General features: G+C 68.3%; 29 protein-coding genes. 16 read left to right on the top strand and 13 right to left on the bottom strand.

Features of this window, described 5'->3' with window-relative positions; all coding sequences use genetic code 11:
• Positions 1-50: 50 nt before the first annotated feature.
• A complete protein-coding gene (locus ACZ37P_RS08945) occupies positions 51-809 on the top strand; it encodes a TRADD-N-associated membrane domain-containing protein (RefSeq protein ID WP_467345699.1) in 759 nt (252 codons plus the stop codon).
• On the opposite strand, the gene ACZ37P_RS08940 is transcribed toward ACZ37P_RS08945, so the two are convergent.
• The 10 genes from ACZ37P_RS08940 to ACZ37P_RS08895 all read right to left on the bottom strand — a co-directional run bounded on the left by ACZ37P_RS08940 (position 806) and on the right by ACZ37P_RS08895 (position 7459).
• The gene (locus ACZ37P_RS08940; RefSeq protein WP_467345697.1) at positions 806-1015 is read right to left on the bottom strand and encodes a helix-turn-helix domain-containing protein; all 210 of its coding nucleotides are present in this window, start codon (positions 1013-1015) and stop codon (positions 806-808) included. The two genes, ACZ37P_RS08945 and ACZ37P_RS08940, sit on opposite strands and share 4 nt — an antisense overlap.
• A gap of 131 nt (positions 1016-1146) precedes the next feature.
• A complete protein-coding gene (locus tag ACZ37P_RS08935) occupies positions 1147-1731 on the bottom strand; it encodes a hypothetical protein (protein WP_467345695.1) in 585 nt (194 codons plus the stop codon).
• 106 nt (positions 1732-1837) lie between these two features.
• Positions 1838-2521: a hypothetical protein gene (locus ACZ37P_RS08930; RefSeq protein WP_467345693.1), complete on the bottom strand. Its 684-nt coding sequence runs from the start codon at positions 2519-2521 to the stop codon at positions 1838-1840.
• On the bottom strand, positions 2518-3060 hold the full coding sequence (locus ACZ37P_RS08925; RefSeq protein ID WP_467345692.1) for a hypothetical protein: 543 nt from the start codon (positions 3058-3060) through the stop codon (positions 2518-2520). Before ACZ37P_RS08925 ends, ACZ37P_RS08930 begins: the two co-directional genes overlap by 4 nt.
• Entirely contained in the window at positions 3057-3443 is a 387-nt protein-coding gene (locus ACZ37P_RS08920) for a hypothetical protein (protein ID WP_467345691.1), read from the bottom strand. Before ACZ37P_RS08920 ends, ACZ37P_RS08925 begins: the two co-directional genes overlap by 4 nt.
• Before the next feature lie 83 nt (positions 3444-3526).
• Positions 3527-4207 carry a DUF2637 domain-containing protein gene (locus ACZ37P_RS08915; RefSeq protein WP_467345690.1) on the bottom strand — a complete coding sequence of 227 codons (681 nt, stop codon included), beginning with the start codon at positions 4205-4207 and terminating at the stop codon, positions 3527-3529.
• Positions 4208-4442: 235 nt separating this feature from the next.
• Positions 4443-5105, bottom strand: a complete 663-nt coding sequence (locus tag ACZ37P_RS08910; RefSeq protein WP_467345689.1) for a hypothetical protein — start codon at positions 5103-5105, stop codon at positions 4443-4445.
• Positions 5102-6490, bottom strand: coding sequence for a DNA cytosine methyltransferase (locus ACZ37P_RS08905; RefSeq protein WP_467345687.1), 1389 nt, complete (start codon positions 6488-6490; stop codon positions 5102-5104). Before ACZ37P_RS08905 ends, ACZ37P_RS08910 begins: the two co-directional genes overlap by 4 nt.
• Positions 6491-6575: 85 nt before the next feature.
• Positions 6576-6800 (bottom strand): helix-turn-helix domain-containing protein, encoded by a 225-nt coding sequence (locus tag ACZ37P_RS08900; protein ID WP_467345686.1) that lies wholly within the window; start codon positions 6798-6800, stop codon positions 6576-6578.
• Positions 6797-7459 (bottom strand): hypothetical protein, encoded by a 663-nt coding sequence (locus tag ACZ37P_RS08895; RefSeq protein WP_467345684.1) that lies wholly within the window; start codon positions 7457-7459, stop codon positions 6797-6799. The genes ACZ37P_RS08900 and ACZ37P_RS08895 overlap by 4 nt, the downstream gene beginning before the upstream one ends.
• A gap of 421 nt (positions 7460-7880) precedes the next feature.
• On the opposite strand from ACZ37P_RS08895, the gene ACZ37P_RS08890 reads away from it, so the two are divergent.
• The 9 genes from ACZ37P_RS08890 to ACZ37P_RS08850 all read left to right on the top strand — a co-directional run bounded on the left by ACZ37P_RS08890 (position 7881) and on the right by ACZ37P_RS08850 (position 13702).
• Entirely contained in the window at positions 7881-9191 is a 1311-nt protein-coding gene (locus tag ACZ37P_RS08890) for a hypothetical protein (RefSeq protein ID WP_467345682.1), read from the top strand.
• 225 nt (positions 9192-9416) lie between these two features.
• On the top strand, positions 9417-9962 hold the full coding sequence (locus tag ACZ37P_RS08885; protein WP_467345681.1) for a hypothetical protein: 546 nt from the start codon (positions 9417-9419) through the stop codon (positions 9960-9962).
• A gap of 287 nt (positions 9963-10249) precedes the next feature.
• Positions 10250-10489 (top strand): hypothetical protein, encoded by a 240-nt coding sequence (locus ACZ37P_RS08880; RefSeq protein ID WP_467345680.1) that lies wholly within the window; start codon positions 10250-10252, stop codon positions 10487-10489.
• Complete coding sequence (locus tag ACZ37P_RS08875) at positions 10468-10668, top strand: hypothetical protein (protein WP_467345678.1); 201 nt, start codon at positions 10468-10470, stop codon at positions 10666-10668. Before ACZ37P_RS08880 ends, ACZ37P_RS08875 begins: the two co-directional genes overlap by 22 nt.
• Positions 10668-10835, top strand: a complete 168-nt coding sequence (locus tag ACZ37P_RS08870; RefSeq protein WP_467345676.1) for a hypothetical protein — start codon at positions 10668-10670, stop codon at positions 10833-10835. The genes ACZ37P_RS08875 and ACZ37P_RS08870 overlap by 1 nt, the downstream gene beginning before the upstream one ends.
• Positions 10836-10894: 59 nt before the next feature.
• Positions 10895-11440, top strand: coding sequence for an HNH endonuclease signature motif containing protein (locus ACZ37P_RS08865; protein WP_467345674.1), 546 nt, complete (start codon positions 10895-10897; stop codon positions 11438-11440).
• Positions 11437-11721, top strand: coding sequence for a hypothetical protein (locus ACZ37P_RS08860; RefSeq protein WP_467345672.1), 285 nt, complete (start codon positions 11437-11439; stop codon positions 11719-11721). Before ACZ37P_RS08865 ends, ACZ37P_RS08860 begins: the two co-directional genes overlap by 4 nt.
• 57 nt (positions 11722-11778) lie before the next feature.
• Positions 11779-12642 carry an abortive infection family protein gene (locus ACZ37P_RS08855; RefSeq protein WP_467345671.1) on the top strand — a complete coding sequence of 288 codons (864 nt, stop codon included), beginning with the start codon at positions 11779-11781 and terminating at the stop codon, positions 12640-12642.
• The gene (locus tag ACZ37P_RS08850) at positions 12635-13702 is read left to right on the top strand and encodes a DUF4238 domain-containing protein (RefSeq protein ID WP_467345670.1); all 1068 of its coding nucleotides are present in this window, start codon (positions 12635-12637) and stop codon (positions 13700-13702) included. The genes ACZ37P_RS08855 and ACZ37P_RS08850 overlap by 8 nt, the downstream gene beginning before the upstream one ends.
• Here the strand turns inward: ACZ37P_RS08850 and ACZ37P_RS08845 are convergent.
• Complete coding sequence (locus ACZ37P_RS08845) at positions 13609-15108, bottom strand: recombinase family protein (RefSeq protein WP_467345669.1); 1500 nt, start codon at positions 15106-15108, stop codon at positions 13609-13611. The two genes, ACZ37P_RS08850 and ACZ37P_RS08845, sit on opposite strands and share 94 nt — an antisense overlap.
• Before the next feature lie 14 nt (positions 15109-15122).
• On the opposite strand from ACZ37P_RS08845, the gene ACZ37P_RS08840 reads away from it, so the two are divergent.
• From ACZ37P_RS08840 to ACZ37P_RS08830, 3 genes are read left to right on the top strand one after another with little or no spacing between them, the layout of a single operon-like run.
• Positions 15123-15389, top strand: coding sequence for a ComEC/Rec2 family competence protein (locus tag ACZ37P_RS08840; protein WP_467345667.1), 267 nt, complete (start codon positions 15123-15125; stop codon positions 15387-15389).
• Positions 15390-15447: 58 nt separating this feature from the next.
• Positions 15448-16080 (top strand): winged helix-turn-helix domain-containing protein, encoded by a 633-nt coding sequence (locus tag ACZ37P_RS08835; protein WP_355348885.1) that lies wholly within the window; start codon positions 15448-15450, stop codon positions 16078-16080.
• A complete protein-coding gene (locus tag ACZ37P_RS08830; protein WP_467345665.1) occupies positions 16077-17381 on the top strand; it encodes an MFS transporter in 1305 nt (434 codons plus the stop codon). The genes ACZ37P_RS08835 and ACZ37P_RS08830 overlap by 4 nt, the downstream gene beginning before the upstream one ends.
• Positions 17382-17428: 47 nt before the next feature.
• Here ACZ37P_RS08830 and ACZ37P_RS08825 read toward each other — a convergent pair whose 3' ends face one another.
• Positions 17429-17668: a hypothetical protein gene (locus ACZ37P_RS08825; protein ID WP_391047534.1), complete on the bottom strand. Its 240-nt coding sequence runs from the start codon at positions 17666-17668 to the stop codon at positions 17429-17431.
• Positions 17669-17728: 60 nt separating this feature from the next.
• Here ACZ37P_RS08825 and holA point away from each other — a divergent pair, with 60 nt between their 5' ends.
• A complete protein-coding gene (gene holA, locus ACZ37P_RS08820) occupies positions 17729-18715 on the top strand; it encodes a DNA polymerase III subunit delta (RefSeq protein WP_355348876.1) in 987 nt (328 codons plus the stop codon).
• A gap of 270 nt (positions 18716-18985) precedes the next feature.
• Here the strand turns inward: holA and rpsT are convergent, their stop codons facing one another.
• A complete protein-coding gene (rpsT, locus tag ACZ37P_RS08815) occupies positions 18986-19246 on the bottom strand; it encodes a 30S ribosomal protein S20 (RefSeq protein ID WP_188280821.1) in 261 nt (86 codons plus the stop codon).
• A gap of 251 nt (positions 19247-19497) precedes the next feature.
• Between rpsT and lepA the strand changes: the two genes are divergently transcribed.
• Both lepA and ACZ37P_RS08805 read left to right on the top strand, forming a co-directional pair.
• A complete protein-coding gene (gene lepA / locus ACZ37P_RS08810) occupies positions 19498-21369 on the top strand; it encodes a translation elongation factor 4 (RefSeq protein WP_355348872.1) in 1872 nt (623 codons plus the stop codon).
• Between the two features lie 174 nt (positions 21370-21543).
• Positions 21544-23427 carry an AMP-dependent synthetase/ligase gene (locus ACZ37P_RS08805; RefSeq protein ID WP_467345662.1) on the top strand — a complete coding sequence of 628 codons (1884 nt, stop codon included), beginning with the start codon at positions 21544-21546 and terminating at the stop codon, positions 23425-23427.
• Positions 23428-23600 lie beyond the last annotated feature (173 nt).

Raw genomic sequence — 23600 nt, 5'->3', positions numbered from 1 at the left:
GGGCTAATCGCCTGCCACGACGGGTGCGAGGCTGTCAGGATGCCGGTGTGATGAAGGACTTGGAAGCAGCGGCTATCGCGGTGCCTGTGATCATCCTTGTTCTAATCTTTGTTCGAATCAGCGCCAAAGCTGACAGGGCGGTTGATGCCGCCCTGGATGCCGGGCTTGATCACTTGCACGAGGTGGTACGTGCGAAACTTGAAGGTCGTTCGGAAGATCAAGGATCGATAAGTACTGATCGCGAACGCGGAGGAGAGGGTGCATCGGCGCTTGATCCTGAATCGCCGATTTTCGGGAGTCCGCTGTCGAGTTCATCGGAATCACCCAAGGAGAAGCGAGATCGCTTCGGCTTGCTGTTGATCGAGTACTACGTTCACGGACTTTTCCAGGCGAAACGTAGCTTCGCGGCAAGCCTGTATTGCTCCGTGCTCGGTGGCGTGGTCCTGATATCGGGAGTGGCTTTGTCTATCTTTCGAGCCGGAGAGCACGGGAGCCAGGTGGCGTCCGTGACGACGACGCTAGCCGGGGTGCTGACAACATCTATCAGCACGCTGTTCAACCGTCAGGCAGCAAGTGCGCTGAGACATATGGAGGGACAAACCAATCTACTCCACGCCGATATGGAGTCCGAGCGCGACATGAAGGATGCGGTAAACTTGCTGTGGCAGATTAATGACCAGTCTGTGAGGGACCGGCTTCTCGTCGGACTCGTGATGAAGATGTCGGGTGCCACTTTCCCGGATCTGCGCGTGGACTCGACTGTGGCGGTTGAGGAACCTGGAGTTGAGCCTGATCGCGGAATCGCCTAGTCCCGCGTAGCGAGCACGCGCTTTGCCTTGGCACGGGTAGCCTTCTCGGCTTGGGCGACGGCGAGGTGGCGGTACAGCTTTCGGCCCCGCTCGTCGAGCCCCTCGACCTTCAGGTGGCCCCGGCGCTCCCAGGAGTAGACGGTCTGGGAGCTGACGCCCGCCAGGAGCGCCGCCTCCCTGACTGTCAGCCAGATCTCGTCCTGCACGGCGGCCTCCCCTGGGAACGCAAAAGGCCCCGGTGTCCTGAGGGGTCGGGGCCTGCGCGCAGACACAAAAGTCCTGCTGATCGCGATTATGCGACAGGTGCGTGAAGACGTCAAGCTGCTGTCGCAGCGCGCTAGTCGTCGTCAGCGACCATGCCCTCGGTCTCGGCCATCAGGCGGGCGCGTTCCTCCTGCTCCCTCAATACCCTGAGGGACGAAGAGAATCCCAGCGAGGGATTCGGTAGGGGCTCTCCTCGTAGGAATGCGGACAGGATGTCGATTGCCTCCCTGATGGCTCCGAGCGCCTGTGCTCTCCGTGTGCTCAATGCCCCGCCCAGGCGCTCCCAGTTTTCGAGCACCTGGAACACGTCATCCATGCGATTTCGAAGTGGGGCAGCGCCGGGCAGGGTGAGTAGGGCAACCTGTGCCGGTGCAACATGTAGTGCTATGCGCTCGTTTAGCTGATTGCGCAAAGCGCGCCCGATTTCCCGACCGCCTGATCCAGTCGGCGCGATGAATGGTTCGGTGGCGGCCCTCCGCAGGTTCAGAATTTCGGTGAGCGCAGTGTCTCCTAGTGACAGCGCCCGCTGTTCCGCTCGTTCGCGTTTCGTTATCTTTACTTGGCCGCGTTGCTGGAGCCAGGCGCCAAAGATGGTTAGCCCGGCACCGACCACGACACCCACGAGGCCGATGATGGCGGCCTTCACCTCTGTGCTCATGGCCCGATCATGCCGACGGGACCAACCCCCATGGGGCCGATCCCGCCAACTGCTCAGTGGCCGCAGCGGGGCTTCGTCCACCATCCGCACTTTTCGCAGTACTCCATCAGGACTCCACCTCCTCCGGCTCCGGGCGGACGTCGTACTGGCGGCGCTCATCGGGATGGCGGATGACCCGTCCAGCCCCTCCCCCGAGGTCCTCGACCGTGGGCGGCGTAGCTGTAGCCGTAGCGTGCTGACCAGCCACTTCAACCTCTCTCGGGGCACTTCTGAAGGCGGTGGGGGAGGGGCTCGGCATGTCGTCCCGGTGGACCCCCACGGCGACGCCGTGGCCGGGCACCCGGACGCTATGCCGGGTCGTGATGCCCGCGGCCTCCAGGAGCTTGCGGACGTCCGCGTCCGACCAACGACGGCCCGTCTCCTCGACGAGCTGCTTGCGGATCCGGGAGAGGTGGATGTTGCCGTCGCCCGCCAGCTCGTGGAGCAGCTCGGCGATGTCGTCCGGGTGGAGTCCGGCGTCCTTCCCGGGCTTGGTGCTCTTGGCCGGCCGGGGGACCGCCCGCCAGGCCGAGACGATCCACAAGGCGGCCAGCACCCACATGAAGGCCATGGAGACGCTCAGGAGTCCCCAGACGATCAGGCCGGGGATGCCGAGGAAGACGACGCGGACCACGAAGTCGGAGACGGTCTCCCCGGCCTTCAGCCAGGCGCCGATACCCGTGACCATCCGCCTGGCGAGGAGGCTGCTCCCCTTCGCCAGGCGCTCGGCAGCGCTGTTCAGCCCGCTCACATCAGGCCCGTCAGCTTGTCGCCCGCCGCATTGAACAGCGAGACGACTCCGGCGGCGGCGATGCCGGAGAACCCGGCGCTCAGGCCGAGCATGACGCCGCTGACGACGCCCGAGACGATCTTGTTCTTGTAGACCTTGGCGCCGGACTTCCACAGGGCGACCAAGACGACGATGTAGACGACCAGGGCGGCGCTCCCGCCGGGCGACAGGCCCTTGTGGCCGGAGCGTGTGACTGAGGGCGTCGCGGTGCCCGTGACGGCCGTCAGCGACCAGTTGCCGAGGGTGTTGGTCGAGTGCAGCAGCATCACGGCGGCGGTGCCGATCAGACCCCCGGTGGCCGTGATGGCGAGCATGCCGAGGGCGGAGCTGGTGACGAGCGGCAGCAGGGCCTTCGGGTCGCGGGCGACCCCAGGACCGCCGGGGCCGGGTCCGCCCTTGCCGCCTCCGGTCTTCCACCACTTCGTCAGGTGCCAGGCCCAGATGGACAGGCCGACGACGACGCTGCCCAGCGAGACCGTGGTGGTCGTGACGCCGTTCACCGGCCACCGCCCGTCAGGACGTGGACCATCGCGTCGAACACGGGCAGGGCGAAGATGCAGCCGAGGACCGCGATCCACAGCATGGTCCGGCGCATCCAGTTGCGGCGCTGGCCGAAGCGGACGGCGGTGACGAGCACCGAGGCCCCGCCCATGAACCACGCGCCATCCAGGCCCTGCTGGGTGGCGACGTCGTGGAGGACCTTGGCCCAGATGTTCGCCGGGATGAAGGCCAGGGCGGCCGTCCAGGTGTTGGTGGTGAGCTGCATCCAGCTCCAGTCCCAGCCGGGCTCCTCGGGCTTGTCGGTGGTGATGTGGACGTGGACCTCGGGGTCGGGGCTCCACGAGGCGTACGGCGGGTAGTTCGGCGGTTCAGGGGTGTTCACTGCGCCCTCCAGGGCATGGAGGCGCGCGTGCTCAAGCCGACGGCGAGCACAGCGCACCCGGGGAAAGGGGTGTGGGCTCGCCGTCAGGCGGCGATGGCGTCCGGCAGGGACTTCAGGTGGGGCTCGGCCAGCTCGACACGCTTGCGGGCCTCGCGGCAGGTGCCGTCACTGTTCGGGAGGCCCGCGTCACCGAGGGCCTTGCGCATGTGACGGGTCGCGGGACGGCGGTTGCCGAGCGAGTCGTACAGCGCCCTGATAATCGCGTCGATCTGCTCGCGCTGGGTCAGGCCCGTGACGGGCTCCGGCTCAGGCGTCACGACGGGCTCGGCAGCGGGCTTCTCGACGGCCTCCGTCTCCAACGATTCCTGGAGAGCCGGCCGCACGGTGACGGGCACCATCGGCAGGCCCTGACGGGACAGGAGGAAGTCGTGGACTTGGCGCATCAAGGCGGCGAAGGCGAGCAGGGCGGCCACGGGCGGCACTGCGGCGACGACGTAGTCCAGCAGGGACGCGGTTGTGCCGACGCCGGAGACGTTGAGGGCGATCGACCCGATCGACCCGGCGGAGGTGAGCGCGATGGCCCACCAGTCCACGCGGCGCATCAGGGAGGCACGCAGGATCAACAGCTCGCCGATGCCAATGAAGCTGTCGATGGTCGCGGGCCAGGCCCATGCGCGGGCTCCGTGGAGCCGGTGGGCGGCGGAGACGTCGTGCAGATGTTCGTATGAGAGCCAGAAGGAGACGGCCGTCAAAGCGGCGGTCATGACGGCCGCTGCTGCGGCCAGGCCGATCTGGGTACTCTGGCGGGATCGGAAGACGCCGTCAACAGGCGTCATTTCAGGGTGTCGTCCCGCCTTTTCGGGCAGGACGATACGGTTCGTGTTAGCCACGGCGAGCTAGTCCCTCGCTGTTGGTTAGGGGACCGCGCCCATGCTTGGCGGCTAGCGCGGTCCCCGCTCAGTTGTTGTTTTGACGATACCGTCAACGGCCGTCACATCGTCAGGTCTTGGCCGCGACCCCGATTGTCTGCTGCGTCACCTGCCTCTTGATCAACAGGTCGAAGTCGTGCTGGTCCAGCTTGACGCTCGTGCAGAACCGGCATTCCGCGGCCCAGTCGCTGGGGCGGTAGCGGACCATCGTGAACCGCTCGCAGGTCGGGCAGACGACGCCCCTCAGCAGCTCCATGACGGGCTGCGTCATGGTGATCTGACGGGTGACCTTCAGCAGCTCGTCGATCTCCGCGAAGAAGTCCCCGGCGAAGCTCTGGTTACAGATCCATTCCAGGTGCCGCGTCAGCCGGTCAACCATGGCCGTCACGTTCCGGCGGCAGGGCGTCAGCCGCCGCTCGTCGGTGACCGCCTCGGTCCAGCTCGCCAAGACCTCCAGGAACGGCACTGGGCCGGTCTGGTCCTCGTCCATGACGCCGTGACGACTGGCCGGGCCGAGGAGGTTCAGGGTGTCCAGACGGCCCGGCAGCGGGGCGTGTACCGCTCGACCGCTCCGCCCGTCACTGCCGGTCTTCAGCGGCTGGTGGGACATGCACAAGAGGACGTACTGCTCGGGCAGTTCGCCGAGCATCCGCCGCAGTCGGCTGAAGCAGCGCGGGCAGGTGGGGCGCTCTGTGTGCTCTTGGCAGACCAGGCATTCGAAGGTCTCGCTCACGCCGCCACCGCCGGTTCGAGGACCTCGTTTGTGATGGCCTCGGTGAGGGCGCTGACGAGGATCTCCGCGGCCGGGGGCGTGACCGCGTTCCCGTACTGCCGGGTCTGCTCGCGCTTGTTGCCCAGCACCTTGTGGTCGGCCCCGAAGCTCATGGCCCTGCCGATCTCCGCGGGCTGGAGCATCCGGAACAGGCAGTCCTCGACCTTGATCTGGGCGTCGAGGAGGGCGTACCGGTCCACCGTTGTCAGCGTCCCCACGGGCTCCTGCGCGGTCCGTACGCGGCTGGCGCCGTAGTACGGAATGAGGAGCCCGTGGTGATTACCCGAGGCCGTTACGGTGGCCAACGGGTCCGCTGTCGAGCGGTGCTTGGAGCTGCCGCCCCTCAGCTCGGCGATGAACGGGGTGAACAGCACCCCGGTCTCCCGCCGGGTGGTCTGGGTACGGCCGGGCTCGTCGAGCGGCCGGGCCTCCTTGCCGTCGCGGCCCTCCACAGGTACGAGCAGGGGACGGGCGTACCGCTTGATGCCGTCCTCGATCCGCGCCATCGTCTTGGCGGCCAGTGGCCGGAGGCGGTCGCCGATTCTCTGGCTCTTCAGCGACCAGTCGATGGCCTCCGACGCCGGGAGGGCCAGCGGCTCGGCGACCAGGGTGCAGCCGCCCAGCGGGCACACGTACTGGTACTGCGCCCGGTAGCGGCCCCAAGGGTCGCCCGCCTTCTTGAAGGACTGCCGGGCACGAATGGTGCTGTGGGCCGGACAGACGGCGAAGGGGCGCAACCACTTGTCCCAGTCGGGCGCCCTGCGGACGCTGCTGTGGACGAAGGTGACGTACATCCGGTCGCGGCTCTGCGGCGCCCACAGGGACGTCCTGGAGTGCGCGTGGGCCGAGTTGAGATACACGATGTGGAGCCGGTAGCCGAGAGCCTCCATTGCCTTGTACCAGGCGTCGAAGAGCACCCAGCGCCGGAAGTCCACGACGTTCTCGACGACCCCGCCCAGGACCGGACGGCCCCGCAGGATCATCCGCTCCAGGTACCGGGGGATGTCCCAGGCCGTGGCCCGGCTGCGCTCCCCGGCTTCGAGCGGGAGGACGTTGCCCTCGGCGTCCGGGACCTGGTCGTGCTGGGTCTTCCGGCGGCCCTGGGCGATCGAGTGATTCGTGCACTCCGGGCTCGCCCAGAGGATGTCCACGCGGGGGTACCGGCGGAAGTCCACCTGGGCGATGTCGGCGCAGTCGTGCTCCGTGTCGGGGAAGTTAAGCGCGTGGCTCTGGACGGCCAGGCCCCAGTGGTTCGCGGCGAGCACGACCTGGACCCCGGGCACCGCGTGGATGCCCTGGGAGGAGCCGCCCGCGCCCGCGAAGAAGTCGGCTGCGGTGAGCGTCAACGTGCCCTCCGCAGGTCGCGGATGATCAAGGACATCCAGACGGTCACGATCAGTGCGGCGAGGCCGTGGAAGACGATGACGGCGATCATTCGCCGTCCTCCGTGCTCGCCCACAGGGTGTGGACCCTCCGGACCCAGCCCCGCTCCGTCAGGGCCTTCAGCGCCCGCAACGCCGTGGACTCAGAGATCGCGAGTTCAGCGGCGACCTGGGCGGTGCTCTGGGGGTCGTCCTGAATCCGGAGGAACAGGCCGACGATCCTGGCGACGGGCAGCAGCTCCTCGTCGAGGAGTAGCAGGCGGGGGCGGCTCACGCGGTCACCGCCAGCTCCGGGGCGGCCCTGCGAACGCCGACGAACTCCACGGCCCGGCCACCGGACTTGCAGGCCCGGCAGTAGCGGCGCGTCACTCCGGCTGGGCTCGTGTACGCGCGGCCGAACTCCTCGTACGCGTGACCGCTCGGGCACGTGACCTTGCGGCGGTGGTGGTCTCCGGCCAGCCCAGCTCGGACGTTGCTGGAGTGGAACTGGAGACCGAGGTGTTCGGGGTTGCAGCATCGCCGGTGGGCGCAGGCGGGTCCGCCGGAGCATGAGGCGTCCCGGTCGTGACACAGATGACCAAGGTCCACGCGCTCCCAGCCGCGCGGACCGTAGGCGTACGACGGGGGGCTGCCGTGCTCGATGGCCCAGGCGATCATGTGCGCCCGGACGGTCTGGCCGCCGAGCGCGAAGGTGCCGTATCCGCTGGGGTCAGTGGAAGCGGTCCAGGTCCAGCAGTCGGTCGAGACGGTGGGGGAGGCCAAGTCCTGGCGGACCTTCGGGTTCCAGCGGTCGAGCAGGTCGTCGCCCTGGGACGCCAGCAGGGCGTCGTGCCAGGCGCGCTCGGGGATCAGGACGTCGGCGAGCCGGCCGTCCACGAGAGCGCGAGAGGGGGTGTAGCGGTTGAGGATGACCTTCAGGTCGAGAGGCGCCATGGCGCGGGCTCCTGGGTCGATGTACCCCAGGGCTCCCCTGGGGGTGCCCGATTGGGCCTCCTGAGGAGTCGGTGTCGCCGTGATGGCAATGCGACCAATTTACAGGTGCTGGCGGCAGGAGGGCAAATGCAGTAGGCATCGAAGACGGGCCATAGATTTTAAAATATGTACGCCTAGCAAGGATTGTTGGAGAAATCTGGCGGGCCGGCCGGGCCGCACCCAGGATTCCCGTAGTCACGATTTTGCATACGCCGATCGGGCAATTCGACCGGCCCTGGACGGTCGTATGCTGGCGGAGATGACGAAGCCCCCGGCGGGAACCGGGGGCTCAGTCGAAGGGATTTTAAAATCCCGCTGGTCCAGGAGGGCTCAACTCCTCCGAAGACCGGACTCCCCGAACGACTCAGACCCAGGGAGCAAGATGCCCCTCCAGAATAGCGGCCGTGCCGTCACCGGTCACATCGATCTCCAGGAAAAGCCGGAGGGCATCAACCCCCTCCACCTCGTCGAGCTGGCCAGGCGCTCCGTGGGCCGCTCCGAGGTGTCGTGTGAGATGGCCATCGCCTGGACGGTCGTCACCCGCCCCTACGTCAGCGCGACGCGGGGACTGGCCCGGTGGTCCGGGAACACCAGCAGGACCGTCCGGGAGGTCACCGGCCCCGATGGCGGCACCTCGACGTACGGCTTCCTCTGGACCAGGACCCGGGGGGTCTCCTCCCCGCTGGTCGAGGAGCGCGAGGACATGCAGATCAGGTACTCCGATACGCGCACTCAGGGGCGCAGTACCTCATTGAAGATCTCTTCCCCCTCATCCTCCTCTCTCCTGGACGAGAAGGAGGGAAAGATCGAACTCTCAACGGGTAATGCGCCCCTGAGTGCGCGTATCAGCGCGAGGGCACAGGAGGCCCTGGACCAGGGGATGAAGGCCCTGTTCACCCTGGGCGAGCTGAACGTCACCACGGCTTCCGGGAAGATCCTGGCCGCCCTGGACCCGGGGATCGACCTCTGGGCGGAGATCGACGGGGAGAAGCCCAAAAACGCGGCTGTGGAGCCCCTGGGGCGCCGGGCCTGGGTCCTGGCCGTCCTGTGCGGTCTGGAGGACGTCGTGCTCTCCACGGGGGACGTGGCGGCCCTCCTGGGCCTGTCGAAGCGGGGAGCCCAGGACCTCCTGGCCCGCATGAAGAAGGTCAACCCCCTGCTGGTCTGGAAGGTCCGGCAGTGCCGCTCGATCGTCTACGAGATCAAGTGGGCGTCGAACTACCGGATGACCGGCGAGTGGTGGGAGACCTGCTATCAGGACGACCGGATCCGTAAGGCCCGTCACGCCAAGGATCTGGCGGTCCAGGCGGTCTCGGCCCGCAGGGGGACTCCGGCCGGGTGCATCGCCTACCTCCACTCGACCGCCAACCCCAGGCGTGAGGAGTACCTCGCGGCCAACCCCCTCCCGGCCGACGCCGATCCGGTCTGGGCGGCCCTGGTCAAGGAGGGCGACGAGCTGAAGCTCCACGAGCACCTGCTCGCCAAGGAGTCGGAGGCCGGACCCGTGCCGAGCACTCCGGAGGGCTTGGGCGCCCCGGTGGAGGCCAGGTCGGCTCGGGAGGCCCAGCGGGTCCAGGCGCCTCGCCTGACGTCCCTGGGCGGCCACATGGAGGCGTCGGAGACGTGGGCGGAGGAGCAGCAGGGGCGGCTCGCCAAGATGCGGGAGCGGCTGTTCGGGGTACCGGCGGGGTAGGTGCTCATTGAGTGCTCATTTGACTTGTCTGAGATGAGCATCTGGTGTTCACTTGGGTCTATGAGCACGTATAACGCAAAGGACATGCGGAGCCAGGCAGGGAAGATGCTCGACCAGGCCCGCCAAGGTGACGAGGTCGTCATCATGCGGCGCGGTGCCGAGCGCTTCGTGTTGCGGTATGAGCCGGAAGGTGCTCACCCGAGTGAGCACCAGGTGGACACTCTGGTGAGCACTTCGACTGACGGCCTCCTGGAACAGCTCATCGCCGGGCAGAGCGAGTCGAACGACCTTCTTCGCCAGATCATCGAGCAGAGGGACACCTCGCTGGACGACCTGCTCCGTCCCCAGGCCCTAGAGGCCACAAGGGCGGCCACAGTGACCGTGCCGGTCCCGGAGGAGCCCGAGGTCCTGCCGGTGCCCCAGGAACCCGCCCAGGCCCCCGTGGTGGTCATCCCGGAGAAGGTGGAGGACTACATCCGGCCCGCCGAGGCCCGGAAGCTGTCCAAGAAGCAACTCACGGACGTCATGGGGTTCTACGGGTTGGTCACGAAGGAGGACGGACACTTCGAGTTCAACCGTCGCGGCCTGGAGCGGGGGACGCTGAAGCTGACGGCTCAGGTGAAGAAGGGGCGGCAGGAGGCCCGCGAGATCGCCGAGTTGGACCACGGCGACCCCCGGCGGACCGAGTATCTCCTCAACGTCGTAATCGAGGACTTCATGACGGTCGTGTCGAAGTACGAGTCCGGGGAGTCCGACTGGCTCCCGGTCTAGACCCTCTCCAACAATTCCAGGGGTATCCAGGAGAGAGTTTTGGAAGGCGCCCCCAGAGCCGCTACTCTGCCCCCGCAGCAGGCCCCGCTGAGATCCCCTCCCAGCGGGGCTTCGCCCATTTTTGAACCGCGAAGAATTTAAAATCTGGGGGAGACCGTGGCGTCCTGCTGGACCTGCAAAGACGGCGAATTCCAGTGCCCGTTCATCGCGCCGGGGAGCTTGTCGGATCAGGCGTATCACGAGCTTCTGGAGCCCGAGGACGTCAGCGACGTGGAGGGGCGGCTCTGATGCAGACCGAGTGGGAGCAGAAGGCGCATTACGAGACCGCCTCCGGTGACCGGGTCACCCTGCTGAGGCTCGATTCCGAGTGGGCCATCTCGTGGTCCTACGGATATCCGCACGAGGGGATGCAGCTCATCCACTTCGGGGGCGCCGGGCCGGAGGCGATCGACGTCTTCGTCCAGAGCCGCGAGAACAAGCAGCTCATGTACGACAGCCGGACCTCATGGCAGGGGAGCAGCGTCTGACGGCCAACGGTGAGCGGCTCTACAGCGTCCACGCCTTCAGCAACCTTCCGGAGTTCAAGCCGTCCGGTGGTGCCGTGTACCTCATCACCGACCTGACCGAGGCCCAGAAGGACGACCTGGTGGCCCGGGAGGCCGAGGAGCACCCGGACCGCTGGCTGAGGGCGGAGGTGCAGGACTGATGGAGGCGCGCTGCGAGGAGTGCGGTGAGTCGGCCGTCGAGGTCGAGCCCACGAGCTGGAACCCCGCCTGGGGTTCGGCTCCCGACTGGTCGCACGAGGACGGCGAGCCGCTCTGTGCTGTGGTCGGCGACAGCGGATACGAGCCCGGTCAGCCGATCTTCATCTAACGAAAGACCCCGGCGGGTGCTCGAACACCCCGGGCGTGACCGACTAACGAGGAGTCGATGTGGCCCACGGTATATGCAGCATCGAGGGGTGCGGCAAGACGGGCAGAGTCCGGCAGGACCTGTGCGGAATGCACTACCAGCGCTCGCGTAGGGGCGATGTGGGAGGGGCAGCTCCCTGCTTCATCCGGAACGACGACGAGGCCCGCTTCTGGTCGTACGTCGAGAAGACGGACGCCTTCTGGATCTGGACGGGCAGCACGTGTCCCAAGGGCTATGGCCTCTTCAAGGTCAACAACAAGACGGTGCGCGCCTATCGGTGGGCGTACAAGCACTTCGTGGGTCCGATCCCCGAGGGCATGCAGGTCGATCACGTGAAGGCGAACGGCTGCACCCGGCGTGACTGTGTGAACTTCGAGCAGCACCTTGAGCCGGTGACGCCCAGGGAGAACACGCTCCGGGGCGCGAACACCAAGCTCTCGGACGAGGACGTGATGGCGGCCATGGTGGCCTGGATCGGGGGGACGTCTCAGACGGCGCTGGCCCAGGACTTCGGCGTCTCGCAGACCGCTCTCAGTTACCGCTTCAAGCGGGTGGTGTTCGTATGAAGGGTCTCGTCCTCATCGACCCCGAGGCGCCCGGCGGCCGGAGGCCAGTTCCGCGCGGTGTGGTGGTCAACGGCAAGGCCGTCCGGTCGGCCGCCATGAAGCGGCTCCTCGACAACCTGGTCCGCGAACAGGTCCGGTGGGTCGAGCGGGAGCGCAGAGAGGCGGCGTGGGTCGAGCGCCAGATGGTCTCCGCACCCCCGCTGACGGTGGCGCAGACCCGAATGCTCCGGCGGCTCAAGGTGGATCTGACGAAGGCCGCGATGCGCGCCAAGGCCGCCTGAACCAGCAGGATTTTAAAATCTCGGCGGGTATCGTGCCGATCCTCGTATCTTCAGACCATGACCGTCACTGCCCGCCGGGAGCTGGTGAGTCCGGCAGTCCGCAACGCCTTCCGCTCGCTGGCCACGGATCTGACCGTCCGTATCGTGGCCGAGCTGTGGGAGGACCACGGCTTCGCCCCTGTGCCGCCGGAGAAGCTGAAGTACAGCGACCCGGGACAGAGGCGGACCGAGTTCATGCTCTACGCGGAAGGCGTGGACTGGGCGGACGAGAGCCACGTTCGCCGAGCACTGCTGGTCTTCGAGGACTTCATCCGCACCTGTAAGAACCAGGGTTGGACGACGGACAACTGGCTGGCGGACATCCGGGTCCGCCTGGAGCGGGACGGCTTCGCCCTCGACGAAAACGGCCGGATCACGTGGCAGAGTCCGCCGCTGCTCGCTCGTGACCTGAGCGATCTGAGCGACGCCTCCGGGATCGTCATCGAGCTGGAGCGGATCAGGCGCGACCTCACCACCGATCCCCAGGGCGCCATCGGCGCGGCGAAGCAGCTCATCGAGGCAACGGCCAAGACTGCTCTGCGGGAACTGGGCATCGAGGTGGACAAGAACGCCGCACTGCCCTCCTTGATCAGCACGGTGCACAAGGAGCTGCGGCTCGACGCGGCTTCCGCGCCCGAGGGGCCAGACGGCAGCAAGGCGATCAAGAAGATCTTGTCCGGTGCCGTGAACATCGCCGTTGGCGTCGCAGAGCTGCGCAACCAGGGATTCGGTAGCGGCCATGGGCAGGCCAGTGCGCCGTCAGGACTCGGAGTCCGTCATGCACGGCTTACCGTCAACGCGGCCGTGACCTGGTGTGAGCTGATCCTCGACACCTTGACCGACCCGGCGGCGCCATGGCGGAAGGGCCAACCCGGTGTCTGAGACGCCCGGCAAGCGGAAACTGAAGCGTCACCATCACACCGTCCCCCGCCTGCTGCTGCGGCGGTTCGCGGACGGCAAACGGATCATGCGGGTCCCGCTCGACGGAAGTGGCTCCAAGCTCATCGGCATCGCTGACGCGACCGTCCGGAGCCACTTCTACTCGATGCAGGACAAGACCGGGCAGCGTGACGACACGATCGAGAACTTGTTGGCCGAACTTGAAGACCAGGCCGCCAGGGTGATCACGAGGGTGATTGACGGTCGGGTGTGGCCCCTGCCGATGGCCGACCGGGCGGTCTTGGGTGAGTGGATCGCGGCCCAGTACGCGCGGATTCCGGCGGTGCGGCAGGCGAACAACGAGATCGCCGACTATCTCTGGAAATTTCAGATCGCCGCTGGTGGGAAGCCCGAAGTGCGCCGTGGCATGGAGGCGCAGGGCGAGGGTCCAGTCCCGGACGAGGAGGTAGATGCCATCTGGGACGGGCTGGCCGACTTCTCCAGCAACTACATTGAGCTGCCGGTCAACGACCACCTGCTCACCATGGGCCAAGCGATGGTCACCGCCTACGAGTGGATGATGGCCCGCTCGTGGAAGCTGTGCAGGTTCGAGCACGAAACACTGCTGCTCTCCGACCACCCCGTCACCTTGCTCCGTGATCCCTCCGCACCGGAGTGGAGCGGCGTCGGCCTAGCCAACGCCGCTGCGATCATGGTTCCCATCGACCGGCAGGCGGCCATCATCATGATGTCGCCGGGTGGCCATGACGGTATGTTCCCGGCGGATGTCGGGGTGGCGAAAGAGCTGAACCGCCGCTTCGCGTGGAACTCGCGCATCGAGCTGTTCCATCATCCGGACGACAATCCGCTGGACGGCATCGAACTGCCGCCGGCCCTTAGGCAGGAGACCAAGTTCAGCCAGACGGCAGAGAGCTTCGCCCAGGGCATCGTGGACGCGCGGGAGTCGGCCTACCGCCAGAAGACCTCGACCCGGTCCGGGTTCCACACGTTGAAGGGCCGGGTCGCGGGGTGGATGAGGATCTCCCGGATCAGACCACGGTAGGTCGATTGCTTCCGGGGAACGGAGTAGTCCGTCCACGCCTTGCGTAGCTCAGCGGCGCCGATCTCCAGCAGGTTGGCCTTGACGCCGTACACCGCGGCCTTCTTGCGGGCGTCGGCCATCCGTCCGTTGAGCTTATCGATGGCGTCCTGGATCTCCCGGGCCGGGCGGTCGCCGTCCAGGAGTTCTTCCTCCAGCTCGGCCTTCCGCCTCTCCCAGCGCGCGAGCTTCGCCTCTAGCTCGGGCCGGGGATCGTCCGGGTCCTCCTCGGCCGCGACCTCGATGGCCTCCAGGTGAGCGAACAGGAGCTTCTCGATCAGGGGCTCCAGGTCGGGGATCTGGATGGTCCGGCCGCCGCAACCTCCACCGTCACGGACACAGGTGTAGATCGCCATGTCCTTGTCGCCGCGCTGACCGGTCCGCATCTTCTTGTGCGGCCTGCCCTGCTCCGTGCAGTCGCAGGGTTCGCCGACCACGTGGGGCACCTTGCAGGTGCACTTCACCAGGCCGCTCAGCGGGTACTTCAGCGCCGTTGAGTCCCGCTCACCGTGCTCGGCCTTCCACTCCTCCGACTGCTTGTCCAGTAGGGCGCGGAGGGCGTCGCTCTTCTCCACCGAGATGATCGCAGGCCAGACGGCCTTCCCCTTGATGGAGCCCTTGTGCTCCTTGCGGCCCGAGATCCGTGCGGACATGAGCATGGCCCGCATCCCCTGATACGTGAAGTCGCCCCCGGTGGTGGTCTTCACGCCCTTGCTGATGGCGTCCATGACCAGGCTGTGCACCTTCTCGCCCTCCAGCGCCCGGTCGGCCCACTCTCGGACGTAGGGCACCTCTTCCTCGTTGCGGATGTCCCCGAGCACCTTCCGCCGGGGACCTTCACCGTCGTACAGCCGAATGTAGCCGAAGGGCCGGTGGCCGCCGTTGTGGATCTTCCCTTCGGCGACCAGCTCCTCGACCTTACGGAGGATGCGCTCCTGCTTGTGCTCGACCTCGTACTTGGCGATGGCGCCGAGCATGCGGGCCACGAGCCGGCCGGTGGGGGTGCTCAGGTCGAGGTCGCCCGCCTTGACGGTGGCGATCTCGGTCTTGTGGTCCTCCACGACGATGATCAGGTCCTCCAGCTCTGCGGGCTGGCGGTACAGGCGGTCCGGGTGCCACGAGATCACGGCGTCGATGTGGCCGGACTTCACGTCCTCCAGCATCCGCAGGTAGCCCTTGCGCTTCTTCCGGCGGTCGGCGGCGGTCACGTCGTTGTCGACGTACACCTCCACGACCTTCCAGCCGAGCGCGGCAGCCGCGAGGCGGCAGTCGTCCTCCTGGCGCTTCACGCCTAGACCGCCACCCTCGCGGTCATCGGAGATACGGACGTAGATGCCGACGCGGCGAACCCTGGCGGTGGTGGCCTTCATGGTGTCAAAGGTAGGTGAGTAGATGTGCTCCAAGGAAGCTGTGGCACCACGGTTCGGCGTATCAGGACGAGGAGCTGTTCGACCGGGTGCGGCCGCGGCTCGCGGTGATCTCGGTCGGCGCGGACAACCCCTACGGTCACCCGGCGGCCCGGACGGTCGCGGCGCTGCGGGCGCTGGGGGCGGTGGTGCTGCGGACGGACACCGACGGGTCGATCGCGGTGGCCGAGGACGGGCGGGGGGAGCTGCGGACGAGCGTGGCCGGGAAGGGGGCAGGGATGTAAAGGATTCTTTGTAAAGGAGTGCTTGTAAGGGAAGCTTTCTAAAGATAGCTTTAGATACATGGAGGACAAGCCGATGGAGTCCAAGGTCCAGCTCACCGACCCGCGCGCCCTGCGCGCCTACGCGCACCCCACGCGGATGTCGCTCGTCGGGCTGCTCCGCCGCGAGGGGCCGTTCACGGCGACGCGGGCGGCGGAGCTGACCGGCGAATCCGTCGCCAGTTGCTCGTACCACCTGCGGATACTCGCCAAGTACGGCCTGGTGGAAGAGGCACCGCCAGGACCCGGGCGGGAGAAGCCGTGGCGGGCGACGGCCGAGTTCACGAGTTGGCCCGGCTACTCCGAGGACACGGCGGTCGCGTCGGCGGCCGAGGCGCTGACGGTAGCCGTCGCCGAGAACTACTTCCACCGGATGACGCGGGCCATCGAGACGCGCGGCGCACTGCCCCGGAAGTGGCAGGAGGCCGAGCGCTTCACGGACACGTCCCTGTATGTGACGCCCGACGAACTGACCGCGCTCGGCGAGGAGATCGACGCGCTCCTGGCCCGGTACGCCGACCGGATCAACGACCCGGCCCGCCGCCCCGAGGGCGCCCGGCGGGTGCCCTACCTCCAGATTGGCTACGTCGACCCCGAGCACCCCGAGCACCCCGAGGACGGCCGCCCTCCGGAACCCGACCCCGAGGAGAGGTGAGCGTCGTGGTGCCGGAACTGCTCAGGCAGCGCCCCTTCCGGCGGTACTGGACGGGCCAGACCGTCTCGCTGCTCGGCGACCAGATCACCTTCCTGGCCATTCCGCTCGCCGCCGTCCTCGTGCTGCACGCCGACGCGGCCCAGATGGGCTGGCTGTCGATGGCGGGCCTGCTGCCCGCGCTGCTGTTCTCGCTCCCGGCCGGGGCCTGGGCCGACCGCCGCGGTCGCCGCAGGCGGACCATGATCGCCGTCGACCTGCTGAGGGCGGCCCTGATGGTCTCGCTCCCGGTGGGTTACGCCCTCGGGGTGCTCACCCTGGCGCAGCTCTACGCGGTCGCCTTCGCCGTCGGCACGCTCGCCGTCGTCTTCGACGTCTGCAACGCCACGCTGTTCGTGTCGCTGGTGCGCCCCGAGGAGTATGTGCGGGGCAATTCGCTGACCAGCGGCAGCCGGGCCTTCTCGTTCGTGGCGGGCCCCAGCGTCGGCGGCCTGCTCGTGCAGGTGCTCGCCGCACCGCTGGCGCTGCTCGCCGACGCCTGCTCGTATCTGGTCTCGGCCGTGCTGCTCGCGCGGATAGACCCGGTGGAACCACCGGCCGCGCCGCCACGCAAAGGGCACTTCACGGCGGGGCTGCGCTTCATCGTCCGCTCCCGCGTGCTGCGCCCGCTCGCGGCGGCGGCTGCGACGGTGAACTTCTTCAACTTCGTCTTCCACACCCTGGTGATCCTCTACGCCGTCGAACAACTCGGCCTGAACGCGGGGCTGTTGGGCATGGCCATCGGGGCCGGCGCGGTCGGCAGCGTGATCGGCGCGGTGCTCACCGGACGGATCGCCCGGTCGATCGGGGTCGGGCCGACCCTGGTCCTGGGATTCATAGGGTTCCCCGCGCCGCTGATCCTGATCCCGTTGGCGACCGGGCCGACACCGATGCTGCTCGCCGCCTTCTTCGCCGCCGAATTCGCCTCCGGCTTCGGCCTGATGCTGCTCGACATCGCCAGCGGCTCCTTGCAGAGCGCCGTCATACCCGACGCCCTGCGCTCACGGGTCAGCGGCGCCTTCCGCACCGTCAACTACGGTGTCCGCCCGCTCGGCGCGCTCGTCGGCGGCACCCTCGGCAGCGCGATCGGACTGCGCCCGACGCTGTGGATCGCCACCGTCGGCGGCCTGCTCAGCGTGCTGTGGCTGCTGCCCTCGCCGATACCGCGCATACGCGAACTCCCCGACGAGGAGCCCGACCCGGCGGCGGAAGCGCAAGCGGAGACGGAAGCGGCGGCGGATCGGAGGGCGGCGGCAGCGACGTAGGCCCGCGCACGCCGCCCCGCGTACCCCGCCCCGCGTACCCCGCCCCGCTACTCCAGCCAGCCCTCGAACTGCGCGGCCAGCGCGTCCAGCGCCGACGTGTCGAGGCGGGCGTCGCTGTCCTCGACGACCACCAGCCACTGGGCGTCCTCGGCGTCGTCCTCGCCCGCGAGGGCGTCCCGGACCAGGTGCGGCTCCTCGCGCAGGGCGAAGCGCGCGGTCAGCAGCTCGGCGACCTCCTCCGCGGCGTCGCGGTCGGGCAGCACCAGCACATGTCGTACGTCGCTCACCGCACCAGTGTCCCCGACGCGGTGCGGCGATGTCCGACCCCCGTGGGATGCTGGGCGGCGATGGCCAGGAAGACTGCTTCAGACGACCCGCTCGCTCCGCTCACGCTCGCCGTGGGCCAGGAGGACCTGCTGCTCGACCGCGCCGTGCGCGAGGTGGTCATGGCGGCCCGCGCGGCCGACGCGGACACCGATGTGCGGGATCTGGCCCCCGAGGCGCTCCAGCCGGGCACGCTGGCGGAGCTGACCAGCCCGTCGCTGTTCGCCGAGCGCAAGGTCGTGGTGGTGCGCAACGCGCAGGACCTGTCGGCGGACACGGTCAAGGACGTCAAGGCGTATCTGGCCGCGCCCGTCGAGGAGATCACGCTGGTCCTGCTGCACGCGGGCGGCGCCAAGGGCAAGGCGCTGCTGGACGCGGCGCGCAAAGCCGGGGCGCGCGAGGTGGCCTGCCCGAAGATGACGAAGCCCGCGGACCGGCTGGCGTTCGTGCGCGGCGAGTTCCGTACGCTGGGCCGCTCCGCGACGCCCGAGGCCACCCAGGCCCTGGTCGACTCGATCGGCAGCGACCTGCGGGAGCTGGCGAGCGCCTGCGCGCAGCTCGTCGCCGACATCGAAGGCACCATCGACGCGGCCGTGGTCGCCCGCTACTACACCGGCCGCGCCGAGGCCACCGGCTTCGAGGTCGCCGACCTCGCCGTCACCGGCCGTACCGCGGAGGCGCTGGAGCGGCTGCGCTGGGCGCTGTCCGTCGGCCAGCCGCTGCCCGGCATCACCTTCGCGCTGGCCTCCGGCGTCCGCGCCATCGGCAAGCTCGCCTCCGCGCCGCGCGGCGCCAACCCCGGCCAGCTCGCCAGGGACCTCGGCATGCCGCCGTGGAAGATCGACCGGGTCAGGCAGCAGATCCGCGGCTGGTCCGCGGACGGCGTCTCGACCGCCCTGCGGGCCGTCGCCGAGGCCGACGCCGCCGTCAAGGGCGGCAGCGCCGACCCCGCCTACGCCCTGGAGAAGGCCGTCGTCACCATCGCCCAGGCGTCCCGCGCCCGCTCCTGACCGGAGACCGGACCGCGCGCCCCTCGGACAGCGGCCCTCGTGCAGCGCCCCTCGTGCAGCGGCAGCACCCCTCCGACAGCGGCCCTCGGACAACAGAACCGCCCGTCCGGGACTCCCGGACGGGCGGTTCACGTCAGTGCTCTCACTGGGTGCGGTCGCGCCCGCGTGGCGAACGCAGATCGTGCGCGACCGCGGTGGTGCGAAGTGCGGGTCCGGGCGGTAGAGGGGCCGCTGGGTCCGGTTGCCCGCGATGAATCGAAAGAGCGGAGATCAGAGAGCGGAGACCGACTGAGCCAGCGCCGACTTCTTGTTGGCGGCCTGGTTCTTGTGGATGACGCCCTTGCTGACGGCCTTGTCGAGCTTCTTGGCGGCGAGACGAGCGGCCTCGGTGGCCTTCTCGGCGTCACCGGCGGCCACGGCCTCGCGGGTGCGACGGATCGCGGTCTTCAGCTCGGACTTGACGGCCTTGTTGCGCAGGCGCGCCTTCTCGTTGGTCTTGTTCCGCTTGATCTGGGACTTGATGTTCGCCACGAAAGAGCCTTCTCAGGTTCGATTGATACTTGGGTTGCTGCTTGGGGTGTGCTGCTCGGGGTTTGCCGCTTGGTACTGAAACGAGCAGATGCCTCGGGTTAGAGGGCACGAGGCACAGTGCTCCAGGCTACCAGCCGTTCACAGGACGGCCCAAACCGGTGCCGGTGCCGCAACCATGGGACGATAGCCCTTACGCCAGCCCCGCTCGCCCCGAGCAACCAGCCCGCCCGACCCGAGAAAATGGACCCTGCGTGCCCGCGACCCCTTCCCATGTGCCGGAGCCGAGCCGTACCGACCCGGCGTTGATCCGCAACTTCTGCATCATCGCGCACATCGACCACGGCAAGTCCACCCTCGCCGACCGGATGCTCCAGCTCACCGGCGTCGTCGACGCACGCCAGATGCGCGCCCAGTACCTCGACCGGATGGACATCGAGCGCGAGCGGGGCATCACGATCAAGTCGCAGGCCGTCCGGCTGCCCTGGGCGCCGACCACGGGCGACGGCACCGGCAGCACGCACATCCTGAACATGATCGACACCCCGGGCCACGTCGACTTCACCTACGAGGTCTCGCGGTCACTGGCCGCCTGCGAGGGCACGGTCCTGCTGGTCGACGCGGCGCAGGGCATCGAGGCGCAGACCCTCGCCAACCTCTACCTGGCGATGGAGAACGACCTGACGATCGTTCCCGTGCTGAACAAGATCGACCTGCCGGCCGCCCAGCCGGAGAAGTTCTCCGAGGAGCTGGCCAACCTCATCGGCTGCGACCCCTCCGATGTGCTCAAGGTCTCGGCGAAGACCGGCGTCGGCGTGGACGCGCTGCTCGACCGGGTGGTCCAGGACGTGCCGCCGCCGGTCGGCGTCGCCGACGCGCCCGCCCGCGCGATGATCTTCGACTCGGTCTACGACTCCTACCGGGGCGTGGTCACCTACGTCCGTGTCATCGACGGCCAGCTCACCAAGCGTGAGCGGATCAAGATGATGTCCACCGGCGCCACCCACGAACTGCTGGAGATCGGCGTCTCGTCGCCCGAGATGAAGCCGCACGACGGCCTCGGCGTCGGCGAGGTCGGCTATCTGATCACGGGTGTGAAGGACGTACGGCAGTCCAAGGTCGGTGACACCATCACCACCTTGAACCGCGGCGCGACCGAGGCGCTGGGCGGCTACAAGGACCCCAAGCCCATGGTGTTCTCCGGCCTCTACCCGCTGGACGGCTCCGACTACCCCGAGCTGCGCGAGGCGCTGGACAAGCTCCAGCTCAACGACGCGGCGCTGGTCTACGAGCCGGAGACGTCCGCCGCCCTCGGCTTCGGCTTCCGCGTCGGCTTCCTCGGCCTGCTGCACCTCGACGTGATCCGCGAGCGCCTGGAGCGCGAATTCGGACTCGACCTGATCGCGACCGCGCCCAACGTGGTCTACCGCGTCGTCATGGAGGACCGCACCGAGCACACGGTCACCAACCCCAGCGAGTTCCCCGAGGGCAAGATCGCCGAGGTCTACGAGCCGGTGGTCAGGGCGACGGTGCTGGCGCCCACCGAGTTCATCGGCGCGATCATGGAGCTGTGCCAGAACCGGCGCGGCTCGCTGCTCGGCATGGACTACCTCTCCGAGGACCGGGTCGAGATCCGCTACACCCTGCCGCTGGCCGAGATCGTCTTCGACTTCTTCGACAACCTGAAGTCCAAGACCCGCGGCTACGCCTCGCTCGACTACGAGCCCACCGGCGAGCAGAGCGCCGACCTGGTCAAGGTCGACATCCTGCTGCACGGCGACAAGGTGGACGCCTTCTCCGCGATCACCCACAAGGACAAGGCGTACGCGTACGGCGTCCGGCTGGTGGCCAAGCTGCGCGAGCTGATCCCGCGGCAGAACTTCGAGGTGCCGATCCAGGCCGCCATCGGCGCCCGCGTGATCGCCCGCGAGACCGTCCGCGCCATCCGCAAGGACGTGCTGGCCAAGTGCTACGGCGGTGACATCTCGCGTAAGCGCAAGCTGCTGGAGAAGCAGAAGGAAGGCAAGAAGCGGATGAAGATGGTCGGCAACGTGGAGGTGCCGCAGGAGGCGTTCATCGCCGTCCTGTCGACCGACTCCGAGGGCGAGTCGAAGGCGAAGAAGTAGAAGAAGCAGGTGAGGGGCGGGGTCCGGGGCCGAAGCGGCAGGGGATGAGGCGAACGGGGCATCCGGGGCAACCGGCGGGCCTTCCCCTCTTACGCGCCGGGCGTCGGCCCTCTACCCTGATCCGACGTAGGTTACTGGTGAGTTAAGAACACAGGCGCGGGCCCGGAGGTTGTCGTGACCGACACACAGACGTTGATCGAGAATCGGCCGCCCTCCGTGGCGACGCTCTTTCTGGAGCGCGTGACGGCGACCCCCGACGCGGAGGCGTACCGCTTCCCCGTCCCGTCCGAGAGCGGCCAGGGCCCCGACACCTGGCAGGCGCTCACCTGGGGCGCCGCCGCCGAGCGGGTCTACGCCATCGCCGCCGGCCTGATGGACCTCGGCATCCGGCCCGAGGAGCGGGTGGCGATCTCGTCCAACACCTCGGTCGACTGGATCCTCGCCGACCTGGGCATCCTGTGCGCGGGCGCGGCCACCACCACCGTCTACCCGAGCACCAACGCCGACGAGACCGCGTTCATCCTCGCCGACTCCGGCAGCCGCGTCCTGATCGCGGAGAACGCGGCGCAGCTCGCCAAGGCCCGCGAGCGCCGCGCGGAGCTGCCCGAGCTGACGCATGTCGTGGTCATGGACGCGGCCGGGGCGGCCGACACGGACGGCGACGGCTGGGTGCTGTCGCTCGACGAGCTGATCAAGCGCGGCGCCGCCTACCTGGAGCAGCACCCGGCCGCCGTCACCGACGCCGTCGCCGCCATCACCAAGGACCAGCTCGCCACCCTCATCTACACCTCCGGCACCACGGGCCGCCCCAAGGGCGTCCGGCTGCCGCAGGACTGCTGGGCGTACATGGCGCGCGCCATCGAGGCGATCGGGCTGCTCGACGAGAACGACGTGCAGTACCTGTGGCTGCCCCTCGCGCACGTCTTCGGCAAGGTGCTGACCGCCGGGCACATCACCGTCGGCCACGTCACCGCCGTCGACGGCCGCGTCGACAAGATCATCGAGAATCTGCCGGTCGTCCAGCCGACCTACATGGCCGCCGTGCCGAGGATCTTCGAGAAGGTCTACAACGGGGTCGCCGCCAAGGCCAGGGCGGGCGGCGGCGCCAAGTACAAGATCTTCCTGTGGGCGGCCGAGGTCGCCCGCGAGTACGCCAAGGCCGCGCAGAACAGCATGCGGCTGACCGGTGTCCCGACCGTGCCGGTCGGCCTGCGCACCAAGCACGCGATCGCCGACAAGCTCGTCTACGCCAAGATCCGCGAGGCGTTCGGCGGGAAGCTGCGCGCCTGCGTGTCCGGCTCGGCCGCGCTCGCCCCCGAGATCGGCTACTTCTTCTCCGGCGCCGGAATCCACATCCTGGAGGGCTACGGCCTCACCGAGTCCAGCGCCGCCAGCTTCGTCAACCCCGGCGAGTCCTACCGCACCGGCACCGTCGGCAAGGCGCTGCCCGGCCTGGAGGTCCGGATCGCCGAGGACGGCGAGATCCTGCTGCGCGGCCCCGGCATCATGCAGGGCTACCACGGGCTGCCGGAGAAGACCGCCGAGGTGCTGGAGTCCGACGGCTGGTTCCACTCCGGCGACATCGGCGAACTGTCGCCCGACGGCTTCCTGAAGATCACCGACCGCAAGAAGGACCTGATCAAGACCTCGGGCGGCAAGTACATCGCGCCCGCCGAGGTCGAGGGACAGTTCAAGGCGGTGTGCCCCTTCGTCAGCAACGTCCTGGTCGTCGGCGGCGGCCGGAATTTCTGTACGGCGCTGCTCGCCCTCGACGAGCCCACCATCCTCGTCTGGGCCGCGGAGCACGGCCTCGAAGGCCGCTCGTACGCCGATGTCGTCGGCACCGACGAGGTCCGCGAACTCATCGCCGGTTACGTCCAGCGCGTCAACGACAACCTCCAGCGCTGGCAGCAGATCCGCGAATTCCGCGTCCTGCCGCGCGACCTCGACATCGAGCACGGCGACCTCACCCCGAGCCTGAAGCTCAAGCGCCCGGTCGTCGAGCGCGAATTCGCCCCGCTGATCGAGGAGATGTACGCCGGAGCGCGCGAGGCGTAAGCCTCCGCGAGAGCCTCCGCGAGCGGCGCGCAGGGTACCCCTCGCGGGCGCGCCGCGCCCGGAGTTGGCCGGGCGGGGACCGATTCGGGGGACCCCGGGGGTCACGCGGCGCGTTCGGACGGGTTCGGTGTGTCACGGTGTGTGCGTTGTCGCCGCATCCTCGGGAGCCGCCT

Source organism: Streptomyces sp. NPDC024632, assembly GCF_055559175.1.
Note: the sequence above shows the minus strand (reverse complement) of the source record. Positions and strands in the feature narration are given on the sequence as shown.

Coding starts and splice junctions, on each gene's coding strand:
- holA (WP_355348876.1), top strand. CDS start 17,729: ATGGCCAGGAAGACTGCTTCAGACGACCCGCTCGCTCCGCTCACGCTC.
- ACZ37P_RS08855 (WP_467345671.1), top strand. CDS start 11,779: ATGACCGTCACTGCCCGCCGGGAGCTGGTGAGTCCGGCAGTCCGCAAC.
- ACZ37P_RS08945 (WP_467345699.1), top strand. CDS start 51: ATGAAGGACTTGGAAGCAGCGGCTATCGCGGTGCCTGTGATCATCCTT.
- ACZ37P_RS08880 (WP_467345680.1), top strand. CDS start 10,250: ATGCAGACCGAGTGGGAGCAGAAGGCGCATTACGAGACCGCCTCCGGT.
- ACZ37P_RS08860 (WP_467345672.1), top strand. CDS start 11,437: ATGAAGGGTCTCGTCCTCATCGACCCCGAGGCGCCCGGCGGCCGGAGG.
- ACZ37P_RS08875 (WP_467345678.1), top strand. CDS start 10,468: ATGGCAGGGGAGCAGCGTCTGACGGCCAACGGTGAGCGGCTCTACAGC.
- ACZ37P_RS08835 (WP_355348885.1), top strand. CDS start 15,448: ATGGAGGACAAGCCGATGGAGTCCAAGGTCCAGCTCACCGACCCGCGC.
- ACZ37P_RS08895 (WP_467345684.1), bottom strand. CDS start 7,459: ATGGCGCCTCTCGACCTGAAGGTCATCCTCAACCGCTACACCCCCTCT.
- ACZ37P_RS08915 (WP_467345690.1), bottom strand. CDS start 4,207: ATGACCGCCGCTTTGACGGCCGTCTCCTTCTGGCTCTCATACGAACAT.
- ACZ37P_RS08935 (WP_467345695.1), bottom strand. CDS start 1,731: ATGAGCACAGAGGTGAAGGCCGCCATCATCGGCCTCGTGGGTGTCGTG.
- ACZ37P_RS08870 (WP_467345676.1), top strand. CDS start 10,668: ATGGAGGCGCGCTGCGAGGAGTGCGGTGAGTCGGCCGTCGAGGTCGAG.
- ACZ37P_RS08890 (WP_467345682.1), top strand. CDS start 7,881: ATGCCCCTCCAGAATAGCGGCCGTGCCGTCACCGGTCACATCGATCTC.
- ACZ37P_RS08845 (WP_467345669.1), bottom strand. CDS start 15,108: ATGAAGGCCACCACCGCCAGGGTTCGCCGCGTCGGCATCTACGTCCGT.